The sequence below is a fragment of the Mesorhizobium sp. DxT genome, assembly GCF_058448885.1.
Genome location: NZ_JBZFLJ010000001.1, coordinates 447,054 through 468,734, shown reverse-complemented (window position 1 = coordinate 468,734; position 21,681 = coordinate 447,054). Strand labels below are relative to the sequence as shown.

Below are 21,681 nucleotides of genomic sequence, written 5' to 3'. Positions count from 1 at the left end.
GGCGTCAGGGCTGGCGCGCGGCGACCACCTCGACCTCGACCACGAATTCGGGTCGCGAGAAGCCGGATACGATCACGAGGGTGGATGCGGGATATGGCTCGGCAAAGAGCCGGTTGCGGACCTCCATATAGGGAGCCATATGCTCGCGCGCGGTGACATAGGCGTTGATGCGCACGACATCCGAAAGCCCCATACCGGCCGCGCGCAGGATCGCTTCGGCATTGGCGAAGCACTGCTCCGCCTGCGCGGCACAACCTTCCGGAACGCTGCCATCGGGCGCGTTGCCAAGCTGGCCGGAACAGAACAGCACGTCGCTTTCCGCCGACACCAGCATGCCGTGACTGTAGTTGGAGAAGGGGGCAGCTATGTCGCCTGCGTTGACGGATTTGGGCAATGTCGAATCTCCCTGCCGGGTTCTTTGATGCTGCTCAAGTCTGTAGGACAGAAGTGCCTGTTGCGGAACCGTTTCTCCCGTGGCGGGCACGGGTATCAGGCGCTTGACAGTGCCGTCGCCTTCGATGACATTGCGCTACCCCATGGCACAGGGCTTTTACGGAACGAGCCGCAATTCGACCGGTCGCATGGCGATCAGCAGAAAAGCGAGATGTTCGGAAAAGCCTCATGAATATCCCCCACCATCGAATCGATCGGCGACGCTTCTCGCGCTTCAGCCGCACCTTGCCATCAATCTATGGGAGCATGCCGTCATGACGCGTCATCTCGCCCGATGGGCCGATCTTTCACGCGCGCAGTTCGCAGCCATCGATCGAAGCCGCACGATTGCTGTGCTGCCGGTTGGCGCCATCGAGCAGCATGGCCCGCATCTGCCGGTTTCGGTCGACCGCGATCTTGCCGAAGCGGTGCTGGAGCGCTCGCTCGCGCATCTGCCGGCAGAGCTGCCGGTGCTGGCGATGCCGGGCTTTGCCTATGGCAAAAGCAATGAGCATGGCGCGATACCGGGGACGATAAGCCTCTCCGTCGAAACGATGCTGCGGCTCTTGTCGGACATCGCGGCGAGCCTCGCGCGGACCGGCTTTCGCCGGCTGGTGCTGCTCAACGCCCATGGCGGCAACGCGCCGGTGCTGGACATCGCCGCGCGCGACCTCAAGATCGCGCACGGCCTGCATGTCGCGACCTGCAACTGGTACAACTTCAACGAGGCCGACCGGCATGGCGATGCCCGTGAGCGTTCCTTTGGCATCCACGCCGGCCTGGTCGAGACCAGCGCCATGCTGGCGCTGAAGCCGGATCTGGTCGCCATGGATGCCGCAGCCGATTTCGGCAACGCGGCCGAAGGCTGGCAGCAGGAGTTCCGCCACATCGGGCTCATCCCCGGCCGCGCCCGGCCCGCGTGGACCATCGAGGACCTGAGCGAAGCTGGCGCCTGCGGCGATGCCTCAGCGGCGACTGCCGAACTGGGCGAGGAGCTGCTTGCGACCGCCGCGCGCAACTTCGCTGCGTTCCTCTCCGAATTCGACCGGTTCTGTGATCAGCAGGGCCGGCAAAACCGCGCCCGCTGAAGAAGAACGCCGGAGGAAACACATGTCCATTTCAGGCAGGAACGACATCGACTGGAGCGCCTTTGCATCGGCGCTGGGCGATGTGGAAACGTTCGACACGCCGTCCATCGTGAAGAAGCGTTCGCGCGACTTCTTCTGGTACAGCCCGATCCTCAACCGGGAACTCGCCTCCTGCTTCGGCGATCTGGTCGCAGTGCCGAAGTCGGTCGAGGAGCTCAAACGCTGCATCGCCGTGGCTGTCGAATGGAATGTGCCGATGGTCGTTCGTGGCGGCGGCACCGGCAATTACGGGCAGGCCGTGCCCATGGAGGGTGGCCTTATCATCGACATGACCGGCGTCGGCCAGGTCCTTGAGATCGAACCGACCACCGTGCATGTCGAGGCCGGCGCGAAGATCGGCGCGATCAACGAAGCGCTCGGCTTGCATGGGCGCGAACTGCCCCTGTTCCCGTCGACCGAGGCGATTGCCACCATTGGCGGCTTCATCGCCGGCGGTTCCGGCGGCATCGGCTCGATCCGCCACGGCATGCTGCGCGACGGCGGCAATGTGGAAAGTATCGGCGTCCTGTCGATCGAGAAGGAGCCGCGGCGCCATGTGTTCTCTGGCAAGGATATCTCCGCGATCCACCACGCGTGGGGGCTGAACGGCATCATCACCGATCTGGTCCTGCGCACTGTGCCGTCGCCGCGCTGGATCAACGTGATCGCGTCGTTCGACACCTACAAGCAGGCTTTCGAGGCCGGCATTGCGCTGGGTTCGGCGCGGGAACTGAACCTGAAGCTCCTGACCACTGTCGACGGACGTATCGCCTCGTCGATCAAGCAACTCGGTGACATCTCCAGCCGTGGGCGCGACCTCCTTCTGGTGATGGTCGCCGACGAGCATCTTCCGGACGCCCTGCGCCTGATCGAAGAGCATGGCGGGATGAAAGAACTCGAACTGGACGATGCGGCGATGAAGGCCTCCGGCCTGCCGGCCCTGTCCGAATTCTCCTACAACCATACGACACTGCAGGTGCTGAAGCAGGATCGCTCTGTGACTAACCTGCAAGTCACGTTCCGCGCGCCGCTCGACAGTGCGAAGATCGATCCGCTCCGGCGGATTTTCGGCGACGAGGTGCTCATGCATCACGAGTTCGCGCTGCTCAACGGCGAGCTCGTCGCCTTCGACCTGCCAGTGGTGCGCTACACGAGCGACGAGCGACTGTTCGAGCTCGCGCGCGTTTACGACGAGCATGGCTGCCCGACATCCAATCCGCACGTGCCCTATGTCGAGGGCGGGTCGATGAAACCAGACTTCCGCCATCTGGCTTGGAAGAAGCGGCTCGACCCGCACGGCCTGCTCAATTCGCCGAAGTCGCGCTTCTGGGATGAGGTTAAGCATCTGACGCCCGACGAGATCGAGGCTCTGCCGCCTCACCAGCCGGTGCGAAAGGCTTCGTGATGGCGGGCGTCGTCATCGTCGGGGCCGGGCATGGCGGATCGCAGCTTGCCGTCTCGTTGCGCCAGGAGGGCTACGAAAATCCGATTGTGCTGATCGGTGACGAGCCTGAGTATCCCTATCACCGGCCACCGCTCTCGAAGGCGTTTCTCAAGGGAACCGAAGACAGTCTCCAGCCGCTTCGCGGCGAAGCGATCTACGTCAACAATGCGATCGACTACCGCCCCGGCAGGCGTGTGGAGCGGATCGACGCCGCGGCTCGCTTCTGCATCGTGGATGGGGAGGCGATTGCGTTCGACAAGCTCGTCCTGGCAATGGGGGCAGTCCCGCGCCGCCCGGCGGTGAAGGGATGTGACCTCGATGGCGTCTTTGCGCTGCGCACGGCAACCGACGCTCGCCGCATCAAGGCGGCCATGGCGACGGCGCGCAATGTCGTCATCGTCGGTGGCGGTTTCATCGGTCTCGAGATCGCGGCCACGATGGCGGCTGCCGGCAAAGGCGTGACCGTCCTCGAAATCGGCGAGAGATTGCTTGCGCGGGCAGTCTCGCCGGTGATCTCGACACACGTTCTCGCGCGGCTGGCGGGGGCGGGGGTGGATGTCCGGTTCGGTACTGCGGCTGCCGAATTCCTTGGCGAAGGCGCCGTGAATGCCGTCCGGACGCAATCCGGCGACGAAATTTCGGCCGACATTGTGGTGGTCGGCATCGGTGCCGATCCGGATGTCGCGCTTGCCGTTGATGCCGGCCTCGCCATCGATGGCGGCATTGTCGTCGATCCACAGATGCGCACTTCGACTGAAGGCATCTTTGCGATCGGCGATTGCGCGCGTTTCCCGCACTGGCAGCTTGGCCGGTCCATGAGGCTCGAATCGGTGCAGAACGCCACGGACCAGGCAAGGCATTTGGCCGGCTTGATCGCGGGCAAGCATGAGGAGCCTTACACGGCGGTGCCGTGGTTCTGGTCCGACATCGCCGACATGAAGCTGCAGATGGTCGGGCTCTCCATGGACGCGGACGATCATGTGGTTGCCGGCGATCCGGGCGAGGGCGCTTTCGCTGTCTACCATTTCCGACAGGGAAGACTGATTGCCATCGACAGCGTCAACCAGCCCGCCGACCACATGCTGGGCCGCAAGATGATTGCTGCCGGCTATACTCCGGCCACGCAGGAGATTTCAGACGGCACCGTGGGTGCTTCGTTCAAACGGTGGTCAGCGGCGGCTTCGGCGGCACCCAAGGGGCAGCGGGTCGCCTGATGACGGCGCGGCTGGATGCGGTGCTGGGCAATGCGCGGGTGCCGGCGTCGCTTGTCGCCGACGCGCAGCGTTTCGGAGGCCGGCGCGACCGCGATTGTTTCGCCGGCAATCTGGTCGTCCGCGGTGGATCGGTCGCCGGCATGTCGCAGGATGGCCCGGTCGATACCGATCTCGGGGGGCGTCTCGTGACAACGCCTTTCGTCGAGCCGCATTGCCATCTAGACAAGTGCTTCACGATCGAACGCCTCGATTTCGCCGGTGGGAGCCTGCTCGACGCCATCACGGCGCAATCGGCGGACAAGGCGAACTGGACATATGGCGACCTGCGCGGACGCGCGGAGCGCGGTATCCGAGAGATGGTTGCCGCGGGTACGCGCATGGTGCGCACCCATGTCGACTGGGAGGTCGATATGCGTGACCCTGACCGCCTGCCGTTGGCGTGGCGTGTGATCGGGGATCTTGCTGAGGAATGGCGCGACCGGATCATTATCCAGCGTGCCGCGTTGCTGCCCATCGCATCAATGGCAGATGCCGGCTATTCGCAGGCCGTTGGCCGGGCAATCGCTCAATCCGGAGGTGCCTTGGGCGCCTTCGTCTTCGATCAGCCTGAAAGAGCTGCCGGTATCCACAACATGTTCAGCGTTGCGGCCAGGCATGGCCTCGCGCTCGACTTTCATGTCGACGAAGGCCTTTCGCCGGAGCTCGACGGACTCGAACTCATCGCCCGCGAAGCTGTCAGGACCGCTCATGCCGAGCCGGTGCTGTGCGGCCACGCCTGCAATCTTACCGTCATCGAGCAGGATGTGCGGAAGCAGCGGATCGAGCTGACGGCGCGCGCTGGCCTTTCTGTGGTCGCGCTGCCGTCGAGCAATCTCTATCTGCAGGATCGGGACAGAACGATTCCGCGCGAGCGTGGGCTGACGGCCGTCTCCGAGCTTCTAGCTGCTGGCGTCAACGTGGCGTTCGGTACCGACAACGTCCAGGATGCTTTCTGCCCGGTGGGCATCCACGATCCAAAACGCACGATCTCCATGGGCGTCCTGGCCGCTCACCTTCCGCCGCCTTTGGGTGACCGGCTGCCGCTCGTCATGCAAAACGCGGCGAAGGCCCTTGGGCAGCCCCTGTCGCCCGTCGACCGCAGTCCGGCCGATGCGCTGCTGATCTGGGAAACCGGTGAAGTGGCAGAACTCGTCGGCGGCGGAATCTATGCTAGGTGCCGATCCCTTCACGACGCCATGCCCTCGCACTAGCGCCACGACTGTGCCGCCTGCCGGATGCAAAGCTGGCGCGAGCAATCATCAAGGTCGAATATTTCAGGAATCCTTAGGCGTCCGCACGCCGGCTATGGTATGCGGCGCGCTCACAGAGGTTCCCCCAAGATGACCGCAGCCCACAACGTCCATTCCTCTCCGCCATCTATCCATCCATCCCTTGCTTCAGCGCTCGAGGCGAAGGGCTACAAAAATCTCACGCCGGTCCAGCTGGAGATGGCGAGCCAACGCTATATTGAAGCCGATCTGCTGGTTTCGGCTCAAACCGGTTCAGGCAAGACGGTTGCCTTCGGCATCGCCATTGCCTCAAGCCTGCTGGGGAGCACTGACCATTTCGGTCCCGCGGAGCGGCCGTTGGGTCTCGTTATCGCGCCGACTCGCGAGCTGGCGCTTCAGGTGCAGCGGGAACTCGACTGGCTCTATGGGGCGGCGCACATGCACACTGCGACCTGCGTCGGTGGCATGGACATGCGCAAGGAACGCCGGGCGCTTGAGCGCGGCGCGCATCTAGTCGTCGGCACGCCCGGGCGCCTGCGCGATCACATCGCAAAAGGCGCGCTGGACCTTGGGGGGCTGCACGTCGTGGTGCTCGACGAGGCCGATGAAATGCTCGATCTCGGCTTCCGCGAAGATCTCGAATACATCCTCGGCGCGGCGCCGGTGGAACGCCGGACGCTGATGTTCTCGGCAACTGTGCCGCGTGGCATCGCGGACCTGGCGAAAACCTTTCAGAAGGATGCGCAACGCGTCGCGGTGACCGCCTCGACTGAACAACACGCCGACATCGAATATCAATTGATGCTCGTACGGCGTGACGAGCGCGAACACGCCGTCATCAACACGTTGCTCAACTCCGACAGCACGAGCGCGCTCGTGTTCTGCCACACACGCGAGGCAGTGCGCCACCTGACCGCACGCCTTTCCAACCGTGGGTTCTCCGTGGTTTCGCTTTCGGGCGAAATGGCCCAGTCGGAGCGGTCCAACGCGTTGCAGGCAATGCGAGACGGCAGGGCACATGTTTGCGTGGCAACCGACGTCGCGGCCCGAGGCATCGACCTGCCGAATCTGGACCTCGTCATCCATGCGGACGTGCCGAGCAATCCCGCAACGCTTCTCCACCGCTCCGGCCGGACGGGACGTGCAGGTCGCAAGGGCGTGTGTGTCCTCATCGTGCCGCAACACAGGCGCGGCGCGGCGCAGCGCGTTCTTGCGCTGGCCAAATTGACGGCTGTCGAACGCACCGCGCCCGGTATCGCCGAAATCGAGGCGCGGTATCGCAGAGACATAACCGACGCCGCGCTTGCCACTGCCGAGCCGGACGAAGCAGAAGCCGCGTTCGTGGCGGACCTGCTTGCGAAGGTCGCTCCGGAGCGCATCGCCGCGGCCTTCCTGCGCCTGCAGCTCGCATCGCGCCCTGTGCCGGAAGACCTCACCCCTCTGCCAGCGGCCGAGCTTCACGCGAAAAAGTCCAAGTATGACAAAAAGAACGGGCAAGAGCGCGGCCCAGCCGCTGCGCGAGAGCCCCGGGGGCCAGACATGGAGGGTGGCGTCTGGTTCACGCTATCGCTCGGCCGCAAGCAGCGCGCCGACCCGAAGTGGCTGCTGCCGATGATCTGCAAGGCGGGCGGCGTGACCAAACGCGACGTCGGCGCGATCAGGATCGAGGATGCGCAAACCCGGTTCGAGATCGCCGCCGACAAGGCTGCCGCGTTTGCGGAGCAGATCAATCGTCCTGGTAGCACCGAACGCGGTATCGTCATCGCGCCGGCTGGTGAGGTGCGCGAGAGAGCGTGGCAGGCCAACCCGAAGGCCCGCAAGGACGCAACAACGCGGAAGAAGCCTGCGCACCGTGGCAAGGCGGCCGGTGCCGATTCCGGCAATGCCCGGAAGAACAAGGGAAAACCGAAGCGCCCCGGCTGAACGGCCTATGGGCGCGCCTCGTTCATGGAGACATGAGCGTGACTGCCCTTAAGCACAACCTGGTTTTCCTTACAGATGAAGACATAGCATGCTGGCGTGGAAGCAAGTGGATCGAGCCCCTGTCCCTGGCGGGAGCGAACTCAGGCTCATGCAACGGGGCGACGAGTTTTCCATCATGTCGGGCACGATCGAGTTGATGAACAGCCGCCGGGGCCGCTCTGAAGAGCAGCTGGCGATCCTGGCGGCAAAGCGGATCGGTAGGCGTGACGGGACCCGGATCCTGATCGGCGGTCTTGGCATGGGCTTTACGCTACGGGCAGCGCTCGCGCATTTTTCCGAGCAGTGTGAGATCATTGTCGCCGAACTGGTGCCGAGCGTCATTGCCTGGGCGAAGGGTCCGCTCGCCGGCGTTCATGGCGCAAGTCTGACGTATCCGCGTGTCATCCTTCACGAAGGCGACGTTGCGCCGGTGATCCGCCACAACGGGCCGTTCGACGCCATATTGCTCGATGTCGACAATGGCCCGGATGGGCTGTCCCGCTCGGAGAACGACCAGCTCTATGACGCAACGGGACTGGCTGCCGCGCAGGCGGCGCTCAATCCCGGCGGTGTTCTGGCCATTTGGTCCGCCGCCCCCGATCAACGGTTTGCAAAACGTCTGCGGCAAGCCGGTCTGGAGGTCGAGGAGGTGCGCGTGCGCGCTGGTGGTGCGAGGCACCTCGTGTGGCTCGCCACGAAGCGCTTGCGGTGAATCCAAGCCAATCATCCCGCTGGGTTTACGAGGGGTGGATGTTTCTTTCTTGGCTTCCCCAGACTTTGCCGACTTCTCGAGCCATTCGACCGGCATCCCCAAACATCGAAATCGGCGGCCACGGGTGTGAGCGCCGCCAGCGTTTTCCGTAAAGACACTGCAGATTCCGTGTCGTCCCCGGCAAGCCCTGGTGCCGCGGAACGACTGATCCCTTGGAGCATTCATCTCCCATTGAAACGCGCGCCAGCAGGAGAGCGTCGTGGCCAATGAGGTGAAGAACTGGTTCCGACCGCTCGCTCGCGCGGGTTATGCAGCTAGAGGACTGATCTACGCGGTAATTGGTTTCTTCGCCGCGTTGGCTGCCGTCGGGAGCGGCAGAACCATGGGCTCACGCGACGCGCTGTCGGTGCTTTTTTCCGGCATCGGCGGGAGTGTCATTGCCTATCTGTTGGTCGCCGGTTTGATCTTCTATTCCCTCTGGCGCTTCATTCAGGCTGGATTCGACACCGACAACCACGGCACAGGAGCCAAGGGCCTTGCAATCCGTGGCGGACTGCTGGTCAGCGGTATCACCTACGGCGTCCTTGCCTCCTACAGTCTGTCACTCGCGGGTGTTGGAGGCCTCGGGAGCGGAGAAGGTGAGGGCGGCTGGGCCGACACCCTTGCCGGCTTCGTGGGCGCACGCTGGGTTGCTGCCGCCCTGGCCATAGCGCTAGCGGGCGTGGGTGTGGCTCATCTCATCAAGGCGGTCGGCAAGCGCTACGCCCGATACATAAACGCCGATGACGAAACGATGCGTGTCCTACACCCGATCGCCAGGACAGGTTTGATCGCGCGGGGGATCATCTTCCTGGTGCTGTCCTTCCTCCTCGCAACACGCTCGGTGCGCGGTGGGGAACAGGCGAGCTCGAAAGCTGCGCTTGAGTTCGTGCAGGCGCTTCCGCTGGGCTGGCTGTTGCTCTCCCTGATGGGTGTCGGCCTCATTGCCTTCGCGGCATACTCGTTTGCCGAAGCGATCTACCGGCGTGTCGACCTTGACGATGTCCGTATCTGACGCTGTCAGCTCGAGGCCCGTATGCGATGGCGTGATGCATGCAGTACGATTGCTGAGCAAATCGACGCCGCGCAGGGCCGGCGTGATGTTTGTCCCGTTCGGTATCTAGATCGGGAACGATCAGGCAAGTTTTCGGATCGTCGTCATCGATCCTGACTGCTGTGCCGCTCATATCGAACAAGACGAAACGGCCGCCCTTCACATAGCGTGGGTTAAGATAGCCAAGCCTGACGAGCCTATCCCAATGGGGTCAAACGGGTGTGGGGATTGATGGTAGCGGAGGACCGCTACCGCCAATCCCCACACCTACCGGATATACGCTACAGGCTCCGATTGTTCTCTCGGCGTCTGGCAGCATAGTCATGCTGTCCGCCTGACCAGTTTGAGGCCGCCCGCCGAATGCCGAGTCCTGGCAATCGATCTATGGAAAGCGGACCGCTTTCGCGACGGATACAGGACAGGAAGAGCAAGAAGCTGACGTTAGGTGGGTGCTGAAACGGTCTGCCCATTTGTATCTGTATATTGCACCCCACCGAACCTACCATGTTCCTACAGCAGAAAGTCCGGCTGTTGAGACACGTTTTAGGTGGTGGCCATCTCGCGGGTGCAGATCAGTGGCCAAGCCGGCTTTAGAGAACATCGCTAAACGCATTCAATGCTAACAGCGCAGTTATCTCCCGATTGGGGCGTTCTCGCGCGGGAGCCTCACATAATGTTATCGATTGACTCAATCTGCAATCTGACCACAGGTTACATTGAGAGCGGCGGCGGTCACCGCGCTCAAGCGGTCGGACGCGAGTAGCGCTGCGGCCTCGGCAACTTCTTCTGCTTTCGGAAACCGCTGCAGCAAAGTCGCACGTCGCAGACTTTCGAGGTATCCGTCGTCGGCAAGGCCGGCGGCTTCGCCACTGGCGCTTGCCGCAACGTCGGGGCCGAACGTCTCGGGAGATCCCGCCGAGCGGAGCCAACGAACCCGCACGCCCTTTTCGCCGACTTCAGCAGCGAGCGTGCGATAGAACCCTTCGATCGCCGAGCAATATGTCCCGAAGCCGCCGACCAGGGGCAGGGCCAGACGGGACGGGGTGGCGGTCAACGACAGTATCACGCCGGTGCCGTTTCGCACCATGCGCCGGGTACTTTCCGTCGCAGTTACGAAATGCGTCCGTGTTCCGACGGAGATGGGTTCCAGGTAGGCCTCCAGAGACATTTCCATCAATGGTATGCCCTGATTGTCTTGGACGCCGATCAGATTGAACGAGATGTCGATGTCGCCGTGTTCGTTCTCCACCCGATCCAGATGGCCCTTGACCGCTTCGGCATCCGTTGCGTCGACAATGGATGCCGACGCCACACCTCCTTCGCTCCTGATGTCTTCCACAACCGCTTCGATCGGACCCGCGCCGCGGCCGCACAAATGGACCTTGGCTCCTTCGCGGGCAAAGGCGTGGGCGACACGTCGACCGATACTTCCGCCACCACCGTAGATGACGGCGTTCTTGCCTGAAAGCAGCATGACAATCCTCCAAAACTGATTCATAAATGAGATCGGTTTTCTACCATAACCGATCTTACATCGCAACCGGTTTCGTGTACTATGCCGGCATGGATACGAAAACGCGCTCGGGCTGCCCGATCAATCTTGCCGTGGAAGTGCTCGGAGACCAATGGACCCTGGTGATCTTGCGCGACATCATGTTCGGCAAGGCGCGGCATTTCCGCGAGATCCTCGCACAGTCGGATGAGGGGATCGCGTCGAATGTCTTGCACACCAAGCTGCAGCGGCTTGTCGCCCAGGGTCTGCTCAGTCGCTCCGGCGACACCGCGCACAAGCAGAAAGCCATCTACTCCCTGACTGAGGCGTCGATCCAGCTGGTGCCTGTGCTCGCCTCACTCGGCGCCTGGGGCAGGCGTCATCTGCCGGCAACCGAGGCGCTTTCCGTGCGCGCCGAACTGATGGAACAGGGCGGCCCGCATCTGTTGGGTGAGATGATGCAGGAACTTCGCCAGATCCACCTGCACGGCAAGCACATCGCCCGGCCGGATGGAAAATCTGCGTTCGGCAGACTTAATGAAGCCTATGAAAGTGCCCTCGAACGCGACGCGTCTTGCGCTCGCGCGTCAGATGCGAAAAGCAAAGCTCCCGGCACGGGGCGAGGGACAAGTCCGCGCTGATCGGGTCGGGTTCGGCGTTGCGAACCACGCTGTGGCGGCGCAAAGATCTCATCGCACGATCTTACCGGGAGGATCATCGGCGAACACCATCCGGTACCCCTTCCGCGTGTCCATATACTCCCGTATCGGGCAAACCCGGTCCTCCCGCATCTCGAGGATGAAGACGTAGCCGTTCTCGTAATAGCGCCCATTGGCGAGCGTCGCCTTCTGGATTTGCTCATAGACGACGGTAGAGCCCTCGGCGGTGATCGAAATCACCTCGATCTCCATCCCGTTGCAGAACAATTTGGGCAGATCGTTCAGGAGGAAGTCGACGATGGCGTCCTGGCCGACCATGTGGTCGGTCACGCCCAGGGCGGCGGCGGTCGCGTTTTCCCTGGGCGCGATCCATTCGGCGTCCCCCGTCAGAACGCTGCGAATTCGATCACGGTCGGATGTTGCGAAAGCCCGCCATACTTTGGCAGCTGCCGATTTGGGGTTCACTTCCATGTTCCTTCATCCACCGAAATCAAAAAAGCTCCCACGATGTCCTTCCGCAGTGTTTGCGCAATCGCCGCCGTTGCGGGCTATTGAAGCGAGAGAAAGTCGGAACCGTTCGCGCGCCTGCGTCCGGGTCTTGGTGGCCAACGCGCGCTGCTCATGGGCCGATCACCAATTCTCCCGCTTAAAACCTGATGATCGTTTCCTCGTCGATCGCGGACTCATCAGACCAAACCAGCTTGAATCCAAAGCCTTTGATGCCGGAACCTCTGATGAGGTCGATCATCGTTTCCTGCAGATAAATCTCTGGTGCCCGGCAGTTGCCGGAATGCAGCCTCAGCCTGAACATATGCGCGGAACCGATGATGTCCGCTCGAAACACCGGCCGCTCGATCGTCAGGACGTCTCCATCGTCGAACCTGACGATATCGGACTCGTCCTCGTTGAGTGCGCAGAGAGGGAATGTGATGTTGAATAGGCTCAGGGGCTGTTCGCTGACCAAGGGGAGAAGCTCGCCATATCGCGTCAGAATCGGCCCAAGCGCGTGTACCGCCTTCTGCCGCAACATCAGCACATGCGCGTTGTACCAGGGCATGTCCGAATATCCGCGCCGCACGCCATCGTCGTCATACAGGAGGTCTGTCATGGCGATCGGCCGCCAATTGTCCTGCCGCTGACCCTCCAGGGCAAACAAGCGCTCGTGATCTTCCATGTCACGAGGAATGACCCACGGTTGTTCCTTCAGAACATGTGGAACGAATATCTTCATCGATCATCCTTCTGCGTCGTGTCAGCTCAAAGACGTGCGAAGACGGCGCGGCAGAACGCCGTACTGCGAGAAATGCCGGACATGATCCAGAGTGGGCCGAAGCAATTCTAGAACACCAACCCTGCCGTGCCTAGCAACGCGATGGGCAGAAACAGCCAGCCCTGCGGCAGGTCGCGAAAGCGGGCGCCTATGGCCGGCACCAGGCCGATCCCGACCAGAGTGTATCCCCAGGCGAGAATTGTTCCGGCCGTGGCGAAATCCGGCCGTGAGGTGACGGCGGCGAGAAGGAACAGCACCGCCATGGTGGCGACCGTCACCGTCACGCAGTGCCAGCACAGGTGCAGCGTATCCCGGACGACCGGGGCGAGCCCGTGCGATGCGGCACGCAATGGACGCTCGACCTCCTTGCCACCGAGAAACAGGTGCACGACGAGCCATAACGTGGCTACCCCGCCGGCGACACCGAACAGAATTTGGGTTGTCATTCTCTTGCTCCTTAGTCGGTTTGCAGGGTCAAGCGATTGAGGCCGCTCATCCGATCAAAGTCCGGAACTGGGTTTCGGAGAGGTTTCCGCCCGTAAGAATGGTGGCGACCGTCTTGCCCTGAAACGCTGTCTTGTGAGCGAAGATTGCCGCCAGTCCGGCCGCGCCGGCAGGCTCGAGCAGAAGCCCGAGCTCTCGGTGCGCCGTCTTCACGGCCGCCGCGATCGCCTGATCCTCGACGAGGAGGAAATCGTCGGCCAGCCGGCGAAGTTCGGCGAGCGGTTCGGCAAAGGGCGTCTGGATCGCGATGCCGTCGGCGATGGTTTCGGGGTGGCAAGCCTGCACTTTGCTGCTGCGCCAGGAGCGTTCCATCGCCGGCGCACCTGTCGCACAAACGCCGATCATGCGCGTCCCGGGGCTGCGCTCCTTGAAGCAGGTGGCGACACCGCCGAGCAACGCGCCATCGCCCACCGGGGCCACCACCGCATCGAGTGGTTCTTTCCAGTCCAGGAGCTCAAGGCCGATCGTTCCTGCACCTTCCGCTATGGCTGGTTCCCGCCCGTCCTGCACCAGCAGAGCACCGGACCGGGCGGCAAACTCTCGCGCGGCCGCGTGGACCTCATCGAGATCTCCGTCGATGAGCTGAACCTCAGCCCCGAAATCGCGAATGCGGGCGAGCTTGTTTGCGTTGGCGTCCGATCTTGCAAAGGCTGTGAGCCGCACGCCTCGCGCGCGCGCCGCATAGGCCATGCCCTGACCGAAATTGCCTGCCGTGACACAGGCGAAATGAGACACATCGGCCTGCTGCGCGACGAATGCCTGCGCGCCGCGCGCCTTGAAGGAACGGATCGGATTGACGGTCTCCACTTTGACGATGAGCTTGCAGCCGAGCCGGCTTGAAAGAGATTCGGCGAGAAACTGCGGCGAGTTGCGGAATGCCGCATCGATCTGCCCCGCAGCCTTCTCGATGTTCTCTAAAGATAACCGAGAGACGGTATGTGATGCGTGTTCGCTGATATGCCCGTTCATTTGTTCCCCTTCTGAGTGTAGATCCCGCCCGGAATGCGCCGGCGAGCCTCTACAGGTCCATGGTGAAATAGTAGGCGAAGCGCTGCATGCCCTTGCGCTCGTAGAAGCGGTGGGCTCTGTCCCTGGTCAGGGCGGAGACGAGGCGGATGTGATTGCACTCCTGCGATCGCGCATGGTCGACGATCCAGTCGAACAGCCTGCCGCCATATCCTGCCGACCGTTTCCCGCCTTTGGAGACGAAATCCTCGATCTCCAGATAGCGCCCCTGGTGAAGCCACTCGCCGACGCGCAGGCCGGCCACGCAGACGACCCCGTCATCCTCCAAATAGGCCAGCCGGAACCCGTGACGGTCACGAAGGCGACCGATGTGCTCCTCGAATGCTTCGGCATCGAGATGCGGGCGCAGTTCCTGGATGACGGGAAAGCAGGCGGCGATCTCCGCCGGTGTCTCGGCGATCTTTATTCGTTCGGCCATCGGCTGATCCTGTGAAAGGCGGCAAGCACGGCGATCGTGTCTGCACAAGGGAAGGTTGGCGATCGATGGCTAATCGGCGCTGTCCATCGGCTTATCGAGAAATGCCGGCACGATGACGGACAGAACCTCGGTCTGAAACGGCGTGGTGACGTGGGAAGCGCCCGGCAGGATCGCCAGTTGCGAGCGCGGCAGGCCGGCCGGCAGATCGCCGAAAACGTCCCCGCCGACCAGACGGAAGAAGCGGATCATGTGTTCGAGCGCCGGCAGGTCGGAATCGCCCGCGATCAACAGCACCGGTTGACCAAGCTCGGCGATCTGCTCGTCCGACAGATCCTCGATGTTCTTGTCCATCTTGGTCTTCTTGCGGAACAGGGCGTCGAAGTCCGGTGCGGGGTTGAGCTCCATGTAGCTGGTGTGCCAGGGCGTGCCGTACATCATCGATGGCTGCATTTCGCCCAGCCCCTCCATAAGCCCGGCGCGCACGCCGTCGAGTCGGTAGGTGGCCGACATGGGGATCAGTTTGCGCACCCGCCGCGGATGATGAACGGCGATCAGCAGCGCCACCGCAGCACCGGTCGAATATCCGAGCAGATCGAATTCCTCGATCCCCAGCGCATCCATGGCCGCAACGATGTCGTCGGCGAGACTGTCCAGGCGCAACGGCCGCTCGATGTCGGCGGTTCGTCCATGCGCCTGGAAGTCGAACCCGATCACGCGCCGCCCGGCGCTGAGCGCCGGCAGGATGGAGCCGAAAGAGTTGTGGATCGACGAGAACGCCCCATGCAGCAGCACCAGCGGCACGCCGCCGCTGCCGTGGCTTTCGTAATACATGCGCAGACCGTTGACCTCGAGATAGCCGATCTCCGGTTTCGGATTGGCGCCGCCGTCCGTTTGGCCGGTCGTCTCGGCCCCGGCCACCGCCGGTGTTGCGGCCATGATGGCTGTGGTTGCGAGAAACGTTCGTCTGTCCATGGCGATTTCCTCCTGCCGGTTCATTCCCAGGCTCCGCTTGCAAGACGTCTGGCCGGTGCGCCATCCGACACCCGGCCGGTTTTCTGTATCGTCCGCCGTCCTGAGCAGCGTCAGCCTTCTGCGCGGGTGAACTCCATCACCCAGTTGCTTTCCCAAGTGTCGCCGCCATCCGTCGAGAAAGCCTGGTCCCAGATCGCGGAGTTCTTTTCGATCTTCGACCAGCGAAAGCGGACGATCACCGACGTGCCGTTCCATTGGTCCTCGCACTGGAAAATGCCGACGCCATCCCTGAAGCCGCCGCGCACCGGCACATCGAGCTGATCAGGCGCCCGCGAGTCCAGCCACCAGATCGACCACAGGCCCGTCTCGGGATCGAGCGCGCGCAGCCCGACGCCGCGATATGTGCCGTCGGGAGCGTGGAAAACATTGTCGTCGACATTGCCGCGCCCATCGAGCAATGGCCAGTTGACGCAGCTTCCCTCGAAAGTCAGCCACTCCGTGCTGCCCGAAAGCCGTTCCTTGAGCTTACGGTGGCGAACCGTCCAGCGGCCGACAAGCCAATCCCAATCGGTCGGATCGGCGCGAACCTGATCATGCGTCATTTCGATTGCCTCCATCGTTTTCGAGAGGCCTTCGATAACAGCTTCACCCTGACATCCTTTGTCAGGGATTTTCTGCTAACCTTCTTTTTATGCGGGCGCATCGTCTCCTCTCCATTCTCCTCCTGCTGCAGGTGCGCGGACGCCTGAGCGCCCAGGCGCTGGCCGACGAGTTCGAGGTTTCGGTCCGCACGATCTATCGCGATGTCGACGAACTCAGTGCCGCCGGCATTCCGATCTACGGGGACAGCGGGCCGGGTGGCGGTTTCTCGCTTTTGAAAGGCTATCGGGCCGGACTGACGGGGCTGACGTCCGAGGAGGCCCAGGCGCTCTTTCTGGCCGGCTTTCCGCAGGCGACCGATCTTGCGGGCCTGGGCGAAGTGGCGACCATGGCCAAGCTGAAGCTTCAGGCAGCCGCCGCTTCGCGTGAGCCGGTCCACGGTCTCGCCGACCGGATTCATCTGGATCCGACCGTCTGGTACCGGCAGCCGCCGCGGCCTCGTCACCTCGACACGGTGGCGAAGGCCATGCTCGATGGGGAAAGGCTGCGGATCCGCTACGAAAGCTGGAAGAGCGATGTGACACGCACCGTCGATCCGCTCGGCCTCGTTCTCAAGGCGGGCGTCTGGTATCTGGTGGCCGGGGTAAACGGCCATTCGCGCACCTATCGTGTTTCGGGCATTTCGGAGGCTATGGCTCTCGAGGAACCGGTGCAAAGGCCGGCCGGCTTCGTGCTGGCCGATTTCTGGAACGCCAATCGCGAGGCGTTCGAGCGCAGTCTGAACAAGCTCTCGGCCACGATCCGCGTCGCGCCGAGCGGAATGCGCCGTCTCGACATGCTCGGCAGTGCCATTGAGGATGCCGTGCGGGCGGCCGAACCCGATGACGATGGCTGGCGGACCGCCGAAGTGCCGATCGAAAGCATCGACAATGCCGCCGAGCTCTTCCTGTGGTTTGGCGCCAATTTCGAAATCGTCGCTCCGCCGGAACTCCGGCAAAAGACGCGTGAGCTCGCGTTGGAAATCGCGAACTCTCATCAATGAATTCCAGCCCTGTCGCGCCGGTTCTCTCGTCGTACCGCTGAAGCGGCGCCACCCTAGAATTTCCTTTCGATCCGAAGATCGTAGTTCAAGGCCCAACGCATGAATGGGCAGAATTTGCTTTCAGGCGGCTGTGAAGCCGATCTATGGGTGAGGAGGATGATGTCGCTCTGGCGCGTTCCAGCGTATGAGATACAGCGTTAGGCAATTGAGTCTTAGGACTGCTACCGTCGATCCCCACACCTGCCGGAAATACGCTACAGGCTCCGATTATTCTCCCGGCGTCTGGCGGCATAAGCAAGCTGTTTCTAAACGGGGTGGGGCTGCTTTCTGCCTATCTGGTTCTGGCCAAAAGCCAAGCAAGACACTGTTTGGCCGACAGCTCGCACGCGGCCAACGCGGATTGATCGTGTTAGCAGACACGCCGGAGCCTTCAGACTGGCGTCTGCTGATGTTGCGCTATTCGCCAGCGCCCATTTTCATCAATGTAGGTCGAGGTGCAGAAAGCTTCATAAGTGTCGCCGTCTTCCTTCTGCGCGCGGGCTTGATAGGCGAGGACAACTGTTGCCTGACCATAGGTCTTTTCGAACCTTGACGACATGCTGACAGTCGACCAGCGAGGCGCCTGTCTTAAGCTTTCAACGACATCACCCCTCCTCATAATGCCCATTGGGCCAAAGACCATGACGCAATCCTTAGCCATGAGTTCTGCAAATGCCGCGACGCCGTCGGTCCATAAACGTTGTTCCATACTCCAAAGGTCAGTCATGTTCTGCTCCGCAGTTCTGGGCTTCAGAAAATATGCAACACAGCGGCGATGGTTCCGCTCTGCTCAAAGCCGCGGGGGCCGCTCGCGATCGCCGAATGTTGACACGCGCATATTCACCTTATAACATACCGACGGTCGGTTTATGTAGAAAAAATGCCCAAAACAGTTGATGAGACAAAGCATGCCGCCCGTCGGCAAATGTTTCTGGATTGTGCGGAGCACCTGCTGCGAACAGTGGGCTACGATCGGTTGAGCATTCAGGACATCCTGAATGCGACAGGCGTGTCGAAAGGTGCCTTCTATCATTATTTCGACTCGAAGCAGGATTTGCTCGAAGCACTGGTCGACCAGACATCGCAGGCAATAGCCGAGAATCTTGCCCCGATCAGCGATGACGGGGATCTCGCGGCCGTCGAGAAGTTGCCGCGCTTCTTCGCCACACTTGCTGCATGGAAGTCTGCGCGTCGCGATCTGCTGGAAAACCTCCTGAGTGTCTGGGTAGCGGACGAGAATGCCCTGTTGCGGGAGAAACAGCGCCACGCCATTGCGCGGCGGATCGCACCTCTTTTCGCAAGGATTATCGAACAAGGCGCCCGCGAAGGCGTATTCGTCTCGTCTTACCCCGAACAGGAGGGTTGGCTTGTCGTCTCGATCATCCAGGACCTCAACGCTGCAATGGCAAGCCTGATCGTTTCGCACGACCCGCAAGCATTGGACCAGGCCAAGCGACTGTCGAGCGCCTGCCAAGAGGGGATTGCTCGTATAATCGGTATCGACCCGCAGACTTTCGTCTTGGTCGAACCGCATTTGCTCTCGGCCTGGTTTGGCTCATCGAATGATGGAAAGGATTCGAAATGATCGAGCTCATCCTCAAAATCGTGCTCGCGTTGTTCTGTGTGCAAGGGCTCGTTAAGTTTGGAGCCGGGTTTTTGGTGCCATACGAGACAAGGATCGGGCGCATCGGCGCGTACTACGAGAACGACGAGCGCGTCATCAAAATCTATGATAACGTCATTCTCGTCATCATCATTGCTGTTGTCGCGTTACTCTTAGTGTCGGGGCTGGAGTACCTCAACTTCACTGCCGGCTTGGTCGTCGGCATGTTACTGATTCAAGTCTTCTTCCATCGCTTTGTCAGGGTGCTGCCCGAAGACCGGGCGCCGAAACCACCTGTGCCGCCGATCAAATTGATGTCCTTCGCCATTCAGGATGCGCCGCAACTGGCCTGGAGGGAGATTCTCATTATATCGATCCTGCTCATTTCGGCCCTCTGGATGCTACTGACTCATCTTTGACATCGAAGGACGCCGGTAACCGTCGCCTCGCGGTCCTCGGGTCGGCAAGTGAGCGTTTCGAACGCAATTGAAGTCCCTATGCGTCCTAAATCAACGTTCGCATTCAAGCGACGGTGGGCCCGCACTCAACGATCGACTTGAGAGTGCTGGCTTTCCCCACTGCTGTGCCCCTGACGAGATGATCAGTTCTTGGATTGGCCGACGTGCAAGTACTTTCCCGGGAACAGGATAGATCTTCCGAGAACGCCACGAGTGGTGGACGTTTCGGCGTCTGCCCGGATTGAATCCTGGCCCAGTAGCCTCGTGGCGGTTTGGGGACCTGAAGGCGGGCGCACAGCTTGGCGATTGCGACATCCGAAACGCCAGTTCCTTTGCCATCTCCTGCGTCGGTTTCTCCCAAACCAGCGCAACTAGTTTCTCGCGCGAGAACTCTTTGACGGCGTTTTGGCTCCTTTCTGGTCAATGGCAAGCATATATGCGTCGTCTTTCTATCGTCTCTAATGCCTCGTTATGAGCGATTTTCGACATTGGTGATTGATTTTCAACCCCTACCCAGTAAGTTTCTTTCGACAGAAGTGCGACGTGTGACCGCCTTTCGACATCCATGAGAGAAAGCCGACATGGAACTCGACATCGGGAATCCTGCCCATTTTCAGAACGAACCCGTTCCAAAGGGCACACGGCTCGCAGGGTGGGCCGCTCTCGTCCACGCGCTCGACGTGAAGGCGCCTGTGAGTAACCCTGCCTGTATTTCCGAACGGCATGTGCGCGGCAATCGCCGGGGGGAGGGCATCTGGGAGGTCTATGACAAGCGGTATCAGCCAGACGATACCCTGGATGGGCATCTCGGCTTCGCCCTGCGCCATGAGCCGATCGATCTTCTGGTTCTCAAACGCATCCTCGATGCGCTGCCGGAGCAGGCCATCATAGATTTCATCAAGCGAACCCCGACCGGCGCAGTGACGCGGCGCGTGTGGTTCTTTTACGAGACCCTGAGCGGCAAGCGTCTCGGCATCGACGACGCCCCCACAGTCACCGCCGTCGACGCACTCGATCCGGAAACATATTTTACCGGTCCGTCGTCATTGTCTCTGCGCCATCGGGTGCGCAACAATCTGCTCGGCACAGGCGCTTTCTGCCCGATCATCAGGCGCACCGAAAAGCTTGAAGCATTTCTGGCCCTCGATCTTTCCAGGAAGGCGCAGGATACGATAGGGCGAACGGGCGCTCACATCGTTTCCCGGGCCGCGAGCTTTCTCCTCCTCGCCGACAGCCGTGCGAGCTTCGAGATCGAAGGGGAACGCGCGCCTGCCAATCGCCTCGAGCGCTGGGGACGCGCCGTTCTCGAAGCCGGCAAACGTCCGCTCAACCAAACCGAGATCTACCGCCTGCATCGCATCCTGATCGGCGACGACCGATTCACCGAGATCGGATACCGCAGCGAGGGCGTGTTTCTGGGCGAGCGGGACCACAACCATGATCCGCTGCCTGAGTTCATCGGAGCCCGTCCTCAGGATGTTCCCGACCTCATGACCGGCGTCAGTGAATGCAACAACAGGCTGCGGACGGCAGACGTCGATCCGGTCCTGCAGGCCGCGGCAATCGCGTTCGGGTTCGTCTACGTGCATCCGCTGGCCGACGGTAATGGGCGCCTGCACCGCTGTCTCATCCACCACGTGCTTGCCGAGCGCAAATATACCCCGCCAGGCATGGTGTTTCCTGTCTCGGCCGTCATGCTGGATCGCATCGACGACTATGCCACGACCCTAAAGCGGCATTCCGGTTCCTTGATGGAGTTCATCGACTGGCGGGCCTTGCCCAATCATAATGTCGAGGTCACCAACGACACGGCGGACCTCTATCGCTATTTCGACTGCACCGAGGAGGCCGAGTTCCTCTATAGCTGCGTGCAACGAACCGTCGAGATCGATCTGCCGCGCGAGATCGACTACCTCAAGTGCCGCGATCAGGCGCTGACCGCCATCATGAATCTGGTCGAAATGCCCGACCGCATGGCACAGGATCTCATCATGCACATCCGCCAGAACGGCGGCTCACTCAGCAAACGCCGCCGCACCGGCGAGTTTGAGAAGCTGCGCGACGATGAGGTTCAGCAGGTTGAGGCAATTGTTGCGGATGCCTTCCAAGATTTCGATAACAGCTACGGTACAGAACCCTAAGCTTCAGCCAGCGTGTTGTTCGGGATCGCGCTTCGGTCGAGCAGATAGAGATCGGCCACGAGATGGTATGGCGGACGGATGGCTTGGCGAAAGATACAGGCACGCGCCAGCGCGGAGTTCGAATCCCTCTCGGTGCGCCACACCGGGTGATGATGATAACTTCGTCTACGCTATAGCCCTCTGAAAGAACGTCGCGAAATCATCC

General features: G+C 61.6%; 22 protein-coding genes. 12 read left to right on the top strand and 10 right to left on the bottom strand.

Annotated features, from left to right (window positions below):
• Positions 1 to 4: 4 nt before the first annotated feature.
• Entirely contained in the window at positions 5 to 394 is a 390-nt protein-coding gene (locus ACVJNE_RS02250) for a RidA family protein (protein ID WP_368804020.1), read from the bottom strand.
• A gap of 313 nt (positions 395 to 707) precedes the next feature.
• Here ACVJNE_RS02250 and ACVJNE_RS02245 point away from each other — a divergent pair, with 313 nt between their 5' ends.
• From ACVJNE_RS02245 to ACVJNE_RS02215, 7 genes are all read left to right on the top strand, one after another.
• Complete coding sequence (locus ACVJNE_RS02245) at positions 708 to 1,520, top strand: creatininase family protein (protein ID WP_499562586.1); 813 nt, start codon at positions 708 to 710, stop codon at positions 1,518 to 1,520.
• Between the two features lie 22 nt (positions 1,521 to 1,542).
• Positions 1,543 to 2,964: an FAD-binding oxidoreductase gene (locus ACVJNE_RS02240; protein ID WP_499562584.1), complete on the top strand. Its 1,422-nt coding sequence runs from the start codon at positions 1,543 to 1,545 to the stop codon at positions 2,962 to 2,964.
• Positions 2,961 to 4,217 carry an NAD(P)/FAD-dependent oxidoreductase gene (locus ACVJNE_RS02235; RefSeq protein ID WP_499562582.1) on the top strand — a complete coding sequence of 419 codons (1,257 nt, stop codon included), beginning with the start codon at positions 2,961 to 2,963 and terminating at the stop codon, positions 4,215 to 4,217. Before ACVJNE_RS02240 ends, ACVJNE_RS02235 begins: the two co-directional genes overlap by 4 nt.
• On the top strand, positions 4,217 to 5,467 hold the full coding sequence (locus ACVJNE_RS02230) for an amidohydrolase family protein (RefSeq protein ID WP_499562580.1): 1,251 nt from the start codon (positions 4,217 to 4,219) through the stop codon (positions 5,465 to 5,467). The genes ACVJNE_RS02235 and ACVJNE_RS02230 overlap by 1 nt, the downstream gene beginning before the upstream one ends.
• Before the next feature lie 129 nt (positions 5,468 to 5,596).
• Positions 5,597 to 7,408 (top strand): DEAD/DEAH box helicase, encoded by a 1,812-nt coding sequence (locus ACVJNE_RS02225; protein ID WP_499562578.1) that lies wholly within the window; start codon positions 5,597 to 5,599, stop codon positions 7,406 to 7,408.
• An 88-nt stretch (positions 7,409 to 7,496) separates the two neighbouring features.
• Positions 7,497 to 8,159 (top strand): polyamine aminopropyltransferase, encoded by a 663-nt coding sequence (locus ACVJNE_RS02220; protein WP_499562576.1) that lies wholly within the window; start codon positions 7,497 to 7,499, stop codon positions 8,157 to 8,159.
• Positions 8,160 to 8,418: 259 nt separating this feature from the next.
• Positions 8,419 to 9,213, top strand: a complete 795-nt coding sequence (locus tag ACVJNE_RS02215; RefSeq protein WP_499562574.1) for a DUF1206 domain-containing protein — start codon at positions 8,419 to 8,421, stop codon at positions 9,211 to 9,213.
• Positions 9,214 to 9,940: 727 nt separating this feature from the next.
• On the opposite strand, the gene ACVJNE_RS02210 is transcribed toward ACVJNE_RS02215, so the two are convergent.
• Positions 9,941 to 10,792 carry an SDR family NAD(P)-dependent oxidoreductase gene (locus ACVJNE_RS02210; RefSeq protein ID WP_499562572.1) on the bottom strand — a complete coding sequence of 284 codons (852 nt, stop codon included), beginning with the start codon at positions 10,790 to 10,792 and terminating at the stop codon, positions 9,941 to 9,943.
• Positions 10,793 to 10,815: 23 nt separating this feature from the next.
• Between ACVJNE_RS02210 and ACVJNE_RS02205 the strand changes: the two genes are divergently transcribed.
• On the top strand, positions 10,816 to 11,385 hold the full coding sequence (locus ACVJNE_RS02205) for a winged helix-turn-helix transcriptional regulator (protein WP_499562570.1): 570 nt from the start codon (positions 10,816 to 10,818) through the stop codon (positions 11,383 to 11,385).
• Positions 11,386 to 11,433: 48 nt separating this feature from the next.
• On the opposite strand, the gene ACVJNE_RS02200 is transcribed toward ACVJNE_RS02205, so the two are convergent.
• The 7 genes from ACVJNE_RS02200 to ACVJNE_RS02170 all read right to left on the bottom strand — a co-directional run bounded on the left by ACVJNE_RS02200 (position 11,434) and on the right by ACVJNE_RS02170 (position 16,195).
• Complete coding sequence (locus ACVJNE_RS02200) at positions 11,434 to 11,874, bottom strand: nuclear transport factor 2 family protein (RefSeq protein ID WP_499562569.1); 441 nt, start codon at positions 11,872 to 11,874, stop codon at positions 11,434 to 11,436.
• A gap of 175 nt (positions 11,875 to 12,049) precedes the next feature.
• Complete coding sequence (locus ACVJNE_RS02195; protein ID WP_499562568.1) at positions 12,050 to 12,634, bottom strand: imm11 family protein; 585 nt, start codon at positions 12,632 to 12,634, stop codon at positions 12,050 to 12,052.
• A 107-nt stretch (positions 12,635 to 12,741) separates the two neighbouring features.
• The gene (locus tag ACVJNE_RS02190) at positions 12,742 to 13,119 is read right to left on the bottom strand and encodes a hypothetical protein (protein WP_499562566.1); all 378 of its coding nucleotides are present in this window, start codon (positions 13,117 to 13,119) and stop codon (positions 12,742 to 12,744) included.
• A 46-nt stretch (positions 13,120 to 13,165) separates the two neighbouring features.
• Positions 13,166 to 14,146 carry a threonine ammonia-lyase gene (locus ACVJNE_RS02185; protein WP_499562564.1) on the bottom strand — a complete coding sequence of 327 codons (981 nt, stop codon included), beginning with the start codon at positions 14,144 to 14,146 and terminating at the stop codon, positions 13,166 to 13,168.
• 49 nt (positions 14,147 to 14,195) lie between these two features.
• On the bottom strand, positions 14,196 to 14,621 hold the full coding sequence (locus tag ACVJNE_RS02180) for a GNAT family N-acetyltransferase (RefSeq protein ID WP_499562562.1): 426 nt from the start codon (positions 14,619 to 14,621) through the stop codon (positions 14,196 to 14,198).
• 69 nt (positions 14,622 to 14,690) lie between these two features.
• Positions 14,691 to 15,593, bottom strand: coding sequence for an alpha/beta fold hydrolase (locus tag ACVJNE_RS02175; protein WP_499562560.1), 903 nt, complete (start codon positions 15,591 to 15,593; stop codon positions 14,691 to 14,693).
• Positions 15,594 to 15,703: 110 nt separating this feature from the next.
• Complete coding sequence (locus ACVJNE_RS02170) at positions 15,704 to 16,195, bottom strand: DUF1579 domain-containing protein (RefSeq protein WP_499562558.1); 492 nt, start codon at positions 16,193 to 16,195, stop codon at positions 15,704 to 15,706.
• An 89-nt stretch (positions 16,196 to 16,284) separates the two neighbouring features.
• Here ACVJNE_RS02170 and ACVJNE_RS02165 point away from each other — a divergent pair, with 89 nt between their 5' ends.
• Positions 16,285 to 17,235 carry a helix-turn-helix transcriptional regulator gene (locus ACVJNE_RS02165; protein ID WP_499562556.1) on the top strand — a complete coding sequence of 317 codons (951 nt, stop codon included), beginning with the start codon at positions 16,285 to 16,287 and terminating at the stop codon, positions 17,233 to 17,235.
• 430 nt (positions 17,236 to 17,665) lie between these two features.
• Here ACVJNE_RS02165 and ACVJNE_RS02160 read toward each other — a convergent pair whose 3' ends face one another.
• Entirely contained in the window at positions 17,666 to 18,001 is a 336-nt protein-coding gene (locus tag ACVJNE_RS02160) for a DUF4440 domain-containing protein (protein ID WP_499562554.1), read from the bottom strand.
• Positions 18,002 to 18,154: 153 nt separating this feature from the next.
• Here ACVJNE_RS02160 and ACVJNE_RS02155 point away from each other — a divergent pair, with 153 nt between their 5' ends.
• The 3 genes from ACVJNE_RS02155 (at position 18,155) to ACVJNE_RS02145 (ending at position 21,476) form a co-directional block, all read left to right on the top strand.
• Positions 18,155 to 18,859, top strand: coding sequence for a TetR/AcrR family transcriptional regulator (locus ACVJNE_RS02155; protein ID WP_499562553.1), 705 nt, complete (start codon positions 18,155 to 18,157; stop codon positions 18,857 to 18,859).
• Positions 18,856 to 19,296 carry a hypothetical protein gene (locus ACVJNE_RS02150; RefSeq protein WP_499562551.1) on the top strand — a complete coding sequence of 147 codons (441 nt, stop codon included), beginning with the start codon at positions 18,856 to 18,858 and terminating at the stop codon, positions 19,294 to 19,296. Before ACVJNE_RS02155 ends, ACVJNE_RS02150 begins: the two co-directional genes overlap by 4 nt.
• A 620-nt stretch (positions 19,297 to 19,916) precedes the next feature.
• Entirely contained in the window at positions 19,917 to 21,476 is a 1,560-nt protein-coding gene (locus ACVJNE_RS02145; protein ID WP_499562549.1) for a Fic family protein, read from the top strand.
• Positions 21,477 to 21,681: the final 205 nt, after the last annotated feature.